Raw genomic sequence first — 10,915 nt, forward strand, 5'->3', positions numbered from 1 at the left:
GGTACGAACGCGGCTCCATCATGATCACCTCAAACCTGCCCTTCGATGAGTGGACGGAAACGTTCGGATCAGAGCGCCTCACCGGTGCCTTGCTCGACCGGCTGACCCACCATGTCAGCATCCTGGAGATGAACGGAGAAAGCTATCGTCTGGCACAGAGCAGGGCTCGGCAGAACTCCTAATACGCGGAAAAGATTGGTCCTGACGGACCAAGACGCCTTGGCAACCGCCAGCTATTTGGGAGCGCGTTTGCCAAGGCGTCGGCCACCCAAGCAATGGACGACTTTTGCTCCGCCCCGTGGCAGAATTTTACTCCGCCGTTGACAGCCGCATGAATTCAGACAGCGTTGATATTCCCCGATTCCCGTCGTCTGACAGAAATAGATATTTGGAATATACAGAGCCTGCCGCTACTCTGTCGGCGTAACACTTGGACTCGATCTCGACCTAAAGTGCCAAATGACGCCAATGAACTCGAAGAATTTTCTAATCGACACAATTGAAAGGCTGTCCGCAGCGAAGGAGATCGACGAAACCTGGCACGAAATTGTGGCTTTGTCTCAAGAAGCCGGCGCCAAGTATGTCAGCATTGGCCAGTTCTCGACAGCGGGTTATTGGCCTACCTGGAGTCGCGTTTCCATTGAGGAGGAATTGGTCGAAGAGTTTCTGGCGAAGGGATACCAGGACGTTGATCCAGTGCTGCTTGCGCGTAGCAGAGGGAAGCTACCATCACACAGCCATGTAACCATTCCGCAAATGATAGGGCATGTTTGTACTAGCGAGAGAGAAAGAGAGTGTGCGAAGTTCGATATGACGTGCGGTGTAACCGACTTCATCTCATTCAGATATTCTGGGCCAAGCGGCCAAATGGAGCAACTCATTACGCTATTCGGTGGTGTTTCAAATGCTCGCGAACTGCGATCAACAGGAGATGCGACGTTGGCCACGTTCGCTGGCATATTGGCGGCACACGCCACTCCTCCTACACCTGAGTCCCCAGATGGCTCGGCATGGAACCACTACGATTTTCTTTCCGTTCGGGAGCGAGACGTGTTGACCTATTTAGCGTGCGGTTTGAACAACGATCAGATTGCATTCCGACTGGGTATATCTGAAGTGACGGTTCGAATGCACACGCGGGGCGCCCGTAAGAAGATGGGCGCATCAACCAGAGAGCAGGCTCTGGCCTTGGCACTGGCTCGTGGGCTTATCTCGCCTTAGTACACCAACCCAGAAAACCATATTGGCTCTCTTAGAACGCATGGGAGGCCGGAATAAACTGTCTCGTGGCAGAATGTTCATCTCAAGTACCCGAGCCAACGACCCTATCGGATTCGATAGCTTGTTTGAAACGGATTTGGTCGAAGAATGTTGGTGTTGCAATCTTCGGTTTCCCGAAGCCTCGATCCAACGATTTTTTTTGGACTTAGGAGGTCAATGTGTTTCGCACATATCGCGCTTTGGTACTCGTTATTTTTGGACTTCCCACAGCACTAACAGCTCAAGGAAACTCAGCGGAGCATTGCGCAAAAGCACTGATCCAAGATGTCGGTTACCTGGACATGAACGAATCTCTCTCCATCGCTAGGTTCGATCTGTTCAGTCGCTCCGTCGCACGAGATACAAAGAAGATGTTCGGTATTACGGTCCCAATTTATGGTGTGCCTCTCAGCGCCGAGTATGAGGCCGCGGAAAAGCTGCGCGAACGGTACTTTCAAAATAGCCAACTCGATTGGCACTACAATCGATCGATCAGCGTTGCTACTCAAACATTATCCCAAAACGCTGTTGAAGCATATCGGGCCTGCATTGATGGCGCACACCGTTCAGGACCTAGAATTACGGTCTACGATGCAAAACCAACTGAGATGACGGTCACCATCCGTTGGTTATCACCAGCAGTCGCCCCGACAACGACAGACGACGTCGAAGTACTAGTCGTGGGAGGGTCGACCAATTTTACATTTCCATCTAGCCTGACAACCGGTTCAACCTTTGGTTTTGTCATAACCCGGGAAGCAGACCAAGACGTCCGCATTGTTGCGAACATCGCTAGCGACAATGACAATATTTTCGTGTCTGCATTTCCCCCGGCCCCACGATTTCCAACGCACTACAAAGTGGCTTACGACTCCTCTCTCGGATTGAAAGCAGGATCAGGAAAGATGCCCGTGATCTCCGGAACGCTGTCCGTGTTCGGGCCAAAAAGCAATAATTGTGGTCAAAACGATCTGTCTAACTGCCAAACCGATGAAAATGGCATGCTATCGTCTTTCATGGTCCGAAACTGTGATGAAAAAAGAGGAAATAGCGCTTCGTCTCCTTTGGTTGCTTCTGAAGCAGTTGTTGATGACAACCAGAACAGAATGGTGTGCAAGATAGTTGGAACTTACTTTTCCAATGGTGACTTTGAAGAGCACTAGGGAGCATCATCCATGCGGTTCACGCCTACGATTTGTTGGTTCCGAAATCGATTCAGTTGACAGTCTAGTCATTCCGCAGCGAACTAGCAAATTCCGCCGCCCAGCAGGGGGAAAGCTGCCGAATGCATCCGCAGCGCCTATGCTGAACGTCAAGGGCGGGTTGGGGCTCAATTCGCCAGTTGATGCATCCTGAAGACAACAGCAACAGACAGGTCATTGACTTCTGTGAACATCTTACTTGGGCGAAATAACCTTCTTCAGATCATATCGGCTACGCTTTGTGCCTTCCTGTATTCGACGTGAGGTTTCTAGTCCATTTTCGTCAAAAGTCACACGAAGTTTAACGACGGGCTCCCAATTGGAACCGTTCAGGTAGTCGGTCGTCTGAACATATCCACGGTTCGTAAATTTACCGCTTGTTCGATATCTGCCGGGCACCCCGTTTCTATCATAGAACTCATAGTTACATTGGCCTGCGACCAACCAACAATTGTGGGGCTCATATCTCAGCTTCGCCCCGTCAGCCCTTTCAAACCGAACAGTTTGACCTTTTGCGTTGCGATAAATCGTTCGCTCATAGTTCGTGTTTTGACCGTCTATGGTGTGTGCTTCGAACACAAAAAGCCCTCGGCGTTTCCCAACAAAACGGATGGTCGAAGTAGGCCCAGACACGCGTTTGTAGACAAAGACAGTACCCTTCTTCATCGCATCATAACCACGCTCAGGGTGATACTGCGCGGAAGCTGGCAGCGATCCCCCGAAAAAGATAGCAATCAGTACGAACAGGGCATTTCTCATTGTTTGCCTAGATTGTGAAAGTGTTGTCGGGGTCGTCATCAATGTACTCCAGCTTGCAAACGGCCTAAAAGTAGAGGAAAGGTTACTCGGTGTCAGTACCCAGTCTACGTATTTGAGGTTATGCGCCGCGACCCCGCCAGTTTCTAACTGATGTTGAACGTCCGCAACGCACGGTTCGCAACCTGCTGCATGAGCGAAAGACGGAAACTTGGTCAACGGCAGCTCGGGGCTCTTTCGATCTGTTGATGCCCACCGCAGAGAAGGTCTGCAACGAGCCCAACCGCATCAAAGTTCCAGGAGATTTGGATTCGAGTACGAGTTTTGAGAATGGCTGCGGCGATTTGAGACTACTTTCCGGGGGGCTGAAATTTCCTCCTCACAAACTACCGTTTTTGATAGGTTCAGACTAAGGCAAAGTCTGAAAGGTGATGCATACAGCTATCGCCGAACACCCAGAGCATTCAACATGATAGATACTGACACATTCGCCAGTCCGACAGAAACCTTAGTCATGTCAACTGGGTTAACCTCCTTGACGACAACATTGGGAAGCGGGCATCTAAAATGCGGCATCTCAGCTGGCACCTCATCCATGAGGATAGTCGCTTTAACGACTTGACCTGGATTGATATGGGCCAGCCTGATCGCGCACTCATCGGCATCAGTTCTCTCGATCTCCCATAGGTCTTCGTAGCCTGGTTCGATATCCTCGATTTGAACGGGTATGATGTAGGTGGCGTCCTTCGACGTTGCTATTGAGATTGGAGGATTCTCCAAAGCTACATTTCCTAAATTGAATATTTCAACAGTTAGCAGCATTGGTTCTGGAAGCTCTTCACCATCAAACTCAATTTTAAGCCCAGCGGTTTGAAGGGATGTTGTCATCAATGGGGTAGAGTCCATCCTGTATCCCAGCACACGTTTTTCAATTGATTTTCGCGTCAATGCAGCGGAAACAAACCAACTGACTACGCCTACAATGACAGTCGCTGCAATCGCAGCCATGGCGATCCAGTCAGATGTTGAAAATTCCATGGTATCTCCAAAATAATTTTGACTGCCACATAAAGGTAGTATCGCAGGACCTCACTTGGTCCGTTAGTCGGCCCTTGGCATAAGTGATGGATATGCACTTGTAAGGTTACCCTGTCCAGTAGCAACGGAACTGATAAAATCTAACGTTTTCAATGTTTGAATCCAAACAATGATCGACGTGATTGTCTGCGCCTGCCATACAGAGGCATTCAATTTAATGGCGAGTAGTTTGTGATGGGCATTAATCGAACCGAAGTACGAGATTTTTTGAAGGATTGGGCAAACACCAATTCCAAACCTCACTTTGCAGTATTGATTGAAGGCCGCTGGGGCTGTGGGAAGACACACTTCGTCACCAGGCTTCTGGAAGATGAGACATTTACAGATCGCAAACCGATATACCTTTCTGTTTTTGGTATCGCTGACATCCAATCTCTTGAGACAAGTCTCTTCTATGCCAGTGCCAGCACGGCTACCAAGACATTGCACAAAAGCGTAGGGCTTGCTGGATCAATATTCAGCGGTGCGCTCACGCTGGGAACAGGTGGAATACTGGGAGGCACTGCAAACCTTAACAAGGTTGTTGATGCCGCCACTTCACAACTCGAACAATCGGCCAAGAACATGGATGGAGCCCTTTTGGTTCTTGATGACTTGGAACGCTGCCAAATCCCGATGTCAGAGCTACTAGGTGTCGTGAACCGCTTTGTGGAGCATGGGGATACTCGCGTGATCCTATGCGCGAACACCGACAACCTGGATGACAAACACTTCAGTGCCTTTAAGGAAAAGGTTGTTGGGCAATCTTTCTTACTGGCAAGCGATCCTGACAGTGCATTGGCATCATTCATAACTGAGATTGGACAGACTGAAGCTCGTGAACTCTTGTTGAAGCACCAAGGTGATATTCTCTATCTTTACGGTAAGTCGGGGTTTCACAACCTAAGGGCGTTGCGTCAGTTTATCTGGCAGTTGGCCTCCATTCTGGAGAAAATGAAACGGGAGTACCGTCAGAACGACAAACTAGTTCAAAACCTCATCACTCAATTCTTCATCTTCTTCATCGAGTTCAAGCTCGACCTGGCGGATGAAACATCATCTCTGAAACCTCAAGATTTGTTGGGAAAGTATGATGAAGATAGGGATGAAGTTCGTCATGTCTGTGAGTTTTCATTCGACAAAGATAAGGAACCCACACCTAAAAGGCGGGTCTTCGAAAAATACGAACAACATAACGGGATCAGGACCGTCATTACTGTCCAAAATTGGATATCGATCTTGACCTCTGGAGTTGTTGATGCCGACAGATTGAACGCTGAACTGGCCCAATCGGATGAAGTTGCTGGCGTTGCAGCATGGCCATCTTGGCGGCGGCTTTGGCACCTCTATGACTGGGATTTTTCAGATGGTTCTGAAACAGAATTTTGGTCTGATGTTGAAGACATGCAATCGAACCTGAAGGATGGCCGTTACGTCGAAGTTGGTGAGTTTCTTCATGTTGTTGGCGTTTCCATTATGTTGGCAGATCACAAGCTGATTGACCAAACCGTTCCTACGACGATTGCACAGTTGAAGACATACATTGATGAAATGTTCGTCACCCAGCTAACGGATGAGCGTTGTCGTGGTGTCACGGAAAGTTTCGGTCGTCATTTAGACTCGTATGACGGCCTAGGATTTATCGGGCGAGAGGATGCGGAATTTAAGGATGTGATGAAGTACCTAGTCGGGAAAATGGATGCCTGGCACCACACTTGGATGAGTGAGGATGCTGGCAAAGAACTCCTGAAATTCCTTGCCGAAGATTGGGTACGTTTCTTTGGAAACCTAACCATAATCAACCACGCGCCAGAACAGCGTTACTTGGATGTGCCAATATTGGCGACCATTGATGTTAAAACCTTTGTTGATGCGTGGTTCAGCCTATCGCGTCATGACGAACGGCTTGTCGTTGGAAGCATTAAGAACCGCTATGAGTATCGGACTGAACTCTTGGATGCAGAGGGTTCTTGGTGGCGCGATATTCAAGTTGAACTGTCACATCGGATTGCAATCTCAAAGAGCAAGCCAAGGAATGTTCAGATAAACAATCTTATTAACCACATCAATTCATCAATTATTGAGAAATGGGAACTGCGGCAGTTCTCAGAGTTCTCAAGTGGCAATTCAACTGACCTTAGCTGGATGACAAGAAAGCGGGTCGGTAACAAATGAGATTTCACGTAAACGGTCCAATCATCCCAGATGTCCTACTTGAACGTAGTGATACTGGCCGTGTCGTATTCCTCTGCGGCGCTGGTGTGTCATTGCCATCTGGTATGCCGAGCTTCATCGGTCTTACCCAACATGTGATTGACTTCTTTGATCCACCAGAAGACTCCGAAATTATGCGGGCGTTCCAGTCTTGGATTGATGATCCAACTGGTACAAACATGCCACTGGATCAAATCTTTAATCTTCTTCACCTGGAATATGGTCGCGATGAGGTGAATGCTCTCGTAACAGAGCGCCTTCAGGCTTCTACTGGTAGCGGTCAAGTCGGCCATCACCACAACTTGGTAAAACGTATCTCAACCAGCCCAAACGGCGTCCCACAGATCGTCACGACCAACTTTGACCTGTTGTTCGAACTGGATGTTGATCTCCCCACGTTTGCACCTCCAGCTTTCCCTGATCTTACATTTGGAAACTCGGTTGAGGGCATCACATACCTGCACGGACGACTTGCGAACCAAGCTGCGGATCAACACCCATATGTCCTTAGTAGTGCTGATTTTGGTCGTGCATACCTTTCAGAGGCGTGGGCCACAAATTTCATACGGAACTTACTGGAACACTACACTGTGGTACTGGTGGGATATCAGGCTGAAGACCCTCCAATTAAGTATCTGCTGCAAGGGTTGAACCACGATGGGCAGTTTGACCGCACCCGAATATATGCTTTTGATAAGGGAACACCTGAGGACATCGAAGCTAAGTGGCGCGACCGTGGTGTTACGGCAATAGCCTATCCTGATCATCCAGACCTCTGGGAGACTATGGAGGCATGGGCGGATCGGGCTGATGATCCCAGAAATTGGCGTAAGTCGGTAATTGCTACGACAGAACATGATCCCAAATCACTGGCACCATATCAGCGAGGTCAAGTAGCACATGTTCTACGATCCGTGGCTGGTGCCAAATTACTAGCTGATGCAGAGCATACAACGCATCCAGAGTGGGTATGTGTTTTCAGCGGGTCCATTCGCTCCGCTAAACGTGTCAGCGGGTATGGTGATGATGCTGAAGTCTTTGAGCCGATTGAAGCTTATGGGCTGGATGATGATCGTCCGAGCCTTTCAGATGAAGACTACCGTCGTGGTATCTTCAATGATGACTTGTTGTCTTGGCGGCACGGTGATGAAAACCCATCTGGCGCACATCGTTTAGGTCGTCGAACTCCCGATAGTCATACCAGTGTTCCCCCGCGACTGTGGCATCTGTTGAGGTGGATAGGGGATAATGTGTCCAGCCCTGTCATCGCTTGGTGGGCTATTAGGCAGAACGGGTTGCACCCGCGCCTTTTGAATCACATTGAATGGTGCTTAGATCAGAAGAAAGAGCTTCCTGACAAAGCGCGACATACTTGGGCTTTGATTATTGATCACCACAAAGACCCCAGGAACCGTGAATGGGATGGCGACTGGTTTGATCTGAAGAGACGGGTTGCGAACGAGGGTTGGTCCCCAAGTGTTCTGCGTGAGTTTGGTCGCGTTGCTGCGCCTAAGCTGGATATCAAGCCACCCTACAGTTTGGCAGGGGCGCGTCCTCCAACAGAGGATTGGCAAGACATAGAACTTGGTCACCTGGGGCAGTTCGAAGTGAAGTTCCTTGAACGTCACAATGATGATCTGTCCATACCTGACGACGTTCTTCCGCAAGTGTTTGGAATGTTTGAAGGTGCGATGAAGGCAACCTCAGGTTTGCTGTCAGATATTGGTACGACCTATTTTGACACGCCGACGTGTTACCCTGATCGTGAGGTGGATGGCGAAGATCGGCACAATGAAGCTGCCGACGCGATGAAGTTCTTCGTTGAGCTATTCGAACGACTGGTACAGGTGTCTCCTGATATTGCACTGGGGCACTTCCTGACCTGGCCAATTGAGGACCAATTCTTCTTCAAGAAACTGTCCCTCTACGCTCTGTCCAAGAAAGACCTGTTTGAGCCTGAAGAGGTCGGTCAGCGCGTTCTTGTACTGAGCCAAAGTACCTTCTGGAACATTGATGTAGCACGGGAAGTGATATTTCTGCTGGTTGACAGGTGGTCAGCATTTCCAGAACCACTTCGTTATCAACTAGGTGAACGACTTCTCAGCGGCCCAGATCAAGAAAGCTACTGGTCCGATGATGAGTATCCAAGTACGCGCGATGAGTTCATTGCAAGATATGCGCGTTACCTGGAAATGCAGGGGTGTGAACTTGTAGGTGATCAAAGTGAACGCCTTGCTGCTATCATTCATCGCATTCAGGACTGGAGCGATGGATGGGCGACCTCAACAGTCACCGAAAATGGTACTCATGTTGGGTGGGTTGGAACAGATGAAACACCTGATGCTGTGGTGGACCTCGCCGTTGATCAGATCATTCCACGCGCCAAAAAGGACCTTCAACGTGACTTTGGAAGTTTCACAAACAAACGCCCATTCACGGGTCTGGTAAAGGCCAATCCGCGTAAAGCTTTGTCAGCACTATCGGTTGCAGCCAGACATGGCGATTACCCACAGGCATTTTGGTCGGCAATGATCAACGAGTTACCTGGTGACATTACACCAAGGCTTAGAAAGGTGTTTCTGCATCGTCTAATGTGCCTTCCTCATCCCGTTATTGTAGAGTTGAGGCATACGTTATGTCGATGGTTAGAGCAGAACATCTCAAAGCTAGTTGAGTTCGATGAAAGACTCGCATGGTCTGTGTTTGATAATGTTGTGGACGGAGTTTTTAGTGGTGGGGAAGCTGCCAATAAGAGTGGTATCGGCGAAATAAGTCGTGGAGATGAAGTCATTCCTAAATCACGTCGCACATATCATCATGCCATCAATGGGCCTGAAGGAATGTGCGCAGAAGCTGCGTTCCGCGCAGTGCCTGGTGAAGAACAAGAACAAAACTCGCTAATCCCAGCCTATATCAAGAACCGTATTGAACGCTTGTTCGCCGCACCAGGCGAAGGTTCTGACCACGCTGTTTCAATCACTTTCAGCAAGTTGAATTGGTTGATGCACGTTGATCCAGAATGGGTTGAACAACGACTGGTTCCAATGCTTGCATTTGATCACTCTGCCGCCGAACCAGCGTGGAATGGCTTCCTGAGCAGAGGTCGTAATCCTTCGTCAAAACTTGTGGTTCTAATCAAACCGCTGTTGTTAGAGTTGCCACCTTGGATCGCACGGCAAGCCTGGGACCGCGACTTGGCCAAAGTTGCGATAAGATGGTTGGGCTGGTTGTGCATTTTTAGGCGTGACAAGGAAGACGGGCTGTCCAAGAAACAAATGCGTCGTGTACTGCGCGATATGTCTGGTGATACTCGTAACCAGCTAATCTGGTGGTTGGGAAAAGTCGGCCAAGGTAACGACAACGGTTGGGAGGAGCTAGTAGTACCATTCTTGAACGATGTTTGGCCAAGAGAACGTATCTTTCGTACCGCCTCATCAGTCGAATCTTGGATTGGTATGCTTGACGATACTGGTGCAAGTTTTCCTGTGGTGTACAGGGCGTTAAAGCGGTTCCTGGTACCAGTTGAAACTGACCGTCATCCATTCTACCGATTTACTCGTGAGGTCGGTGACGATGACCCCATAACAGTACAGTTTCCAGAGGAAACACTTGACCTACTGGACACAGTAACGCCGCGCGTCTTGAGCCAGCCACCCTATGAACTGCCAAAGATACTGGCATTGATAACAGAAGCCTCACCAGAGCTTAAAGCAGATAGACGGTATCTGAGACTCATTGACCTGGTTGAGAGTAACTAGCTTCATGAAGTACACATGCAAACCAATGGGGAACTGGCTTTAGGCGTCAGTTCCCTAATGATTGCCGTAACGGGTTTGGCAAAAGTCAAAGAAGTTTGCGAAGCAACTTCGTGTCGAGATTGCTGGAAGTGATAAGCCCCAGGCATCAGTGGGTTTACAGCAGCGAAGTAGCGAACGATCGCTTTGTCCGCTAACCAGCCAGCTCATTCTTGGTTTTAAACGTCTGGAATGTGCGGTGAGAACGGCGGTGAGAAAGTCGACCACGGAAGCGGCGGGATGACCCTGCTGCGGGCGGCGTAAAAGTCGTCCATCTTTGCCCTTCTTTTCGTAACGGAGGGGGGCGGGAGGATCTTTTCCGTGGATTTGTATCGTAAAGTTCGTCTGGCCTGTGCCGAGGGCATGAGCCAGCGAGAAGCGGCCCGGCATTTCGGGATATCTCGTGACAGCGTTCGCAAGATTTTGGCGTTTTCGGTCCCGCCCGGCTACCGGCGGTCAGCACCGATCCGGCGGCCCAAGCTGGATGGGTTCACCGGGATCATTGATCAATGGTTGTCGGAAGATCGGCAACGACCGCGCAAACAGCGGCATACGGCCAAGCGGATCTGCGAGCGACTGCGTGATGAGCATGGCTTCGAGGGTGGTTACACC

8 protein-coding genes are annotated in these 10,915 nt (G+C 49.6%); 6 read left to right on the top strand and 2 right to left on the bottom strand.

Translation table 11 applies throughout. The annotated features are described in order from the left end of the window. From D9K61_RS12000 to D9K61_RS12010, 3 genes are all read left to right on the top strand, one after another. Nucleotides 1-182 (top strand): ATP-binding protein (locus D9K61_RS12000; RefSeq protein WP_162946847.1); only part of this gene is annotated, 182 nt, incomplete at its 5' end. A 277-nt stretch (nucleotides 183-459) separates the two neighbouring features. Further along, on the top strand, nucleotides 460-1,221 hold the full coding sequence (locus D9K61_RS12005; protein WP_120633489.1) for a helix-turn-helix transcriptional regulator: 762 nt from the start codon (nucleotides 460-462) through the stop codon (nucleotides 1,219-1,221). Between the two features lie 218 nt (nucleotides 1,222-1,439). Further along, nucleotides 1,440-2,423 (top strand): hypothetical protein, encoded by a 984-nt coding sequence (locus D9K61_RS12010; protein WP_120633490.1) that lies wholly within the window; start codon nucleotides 1,440-1,442, stop codon nucleotides 2,421-2,423. Between the two features lie 234 nt (nucleotides 2,424-2,657). Here the strand turns inward: D9K61_RS12010 and D9K61_RS12015 are convergent, their stop codons facing one another. Further along, a complete protein-coding gene (locus tag D9K61_RS12015) occupies nucleotides 2,658-3,260 on the bottom strand; it encodes a hypothetical protein (protein ID WP_162946848.1) in 603 nt (200 codons plus the stop codon). Between the two features lie 399 nt (nucleotides 3,261-3,659). Beyond that, nucleotides 3,660-4,256, bottom strand: a complete 597-nt coding sequence (locus D9K61_RS12020; protein WP_120633492.1) for a hypothetical protein — start codon at nucleotides 4,254-4,256, stop codon at nucleotides 3,660-3,662. Nucleotides 4,257-4,490: 234 nt separating this feature from the next. On the opposite strand from D9K61_RS12020, the gene D9K61_RS12025 reads away from it, so the two are divergent. From D9K61_RS12025 to D9K61_RS12035, 3 genes are all read left to right on the top strand, one after another. Continuing rightward, nucleotides 4,491-6,470: a P-loop NTPase fold protein gene (locus D9K61_RS12025; RefSeq protein ID WP_120633493.1), complete on the top strand. Its 1,980-nt coding sequence runs from the start codon at nucleotides 4,491-4,493 to the stop codon at nucleotides 6,468-6,470. Beyond that, nucleotides 6,467-10,267: an SIR2 family protein gene (locus tag D9K61_RS12030; protein WP_120633494.1), complete on the top strand. Its 3,801-nt coding sequence runs from the start codon at nucleotides 6,467-6,469 to the stop codon at nucleotides 10,265-10,267. The genes D9K61_RS12025 and D9K61_RS12030 overlap by 4 nt, the downstream gene beginning before the upstream one ends. Before the next feature lie 357 nt (nucleotides 10,268-10,624). Next, nucleotides 10,625-10,915, top strand: a 291-nt coding sequence (locus tag D9K61_RS12035; RefSeq protein ID WP_162946849.1) for a helix-turn-helix domain-containing protein, incomplete at its 3' end; no start/stop codon positions are given.

Origin of the sequence: Ruegeria sp. EL01 (assembly GCF_900313035.1) — a bacterium.
Classification (GTDB): Bacteria; Pseudomonadota; Alphaproteobacteria; order Rhodobacterales; family Rhodobacteraceae; genus Ruegeria.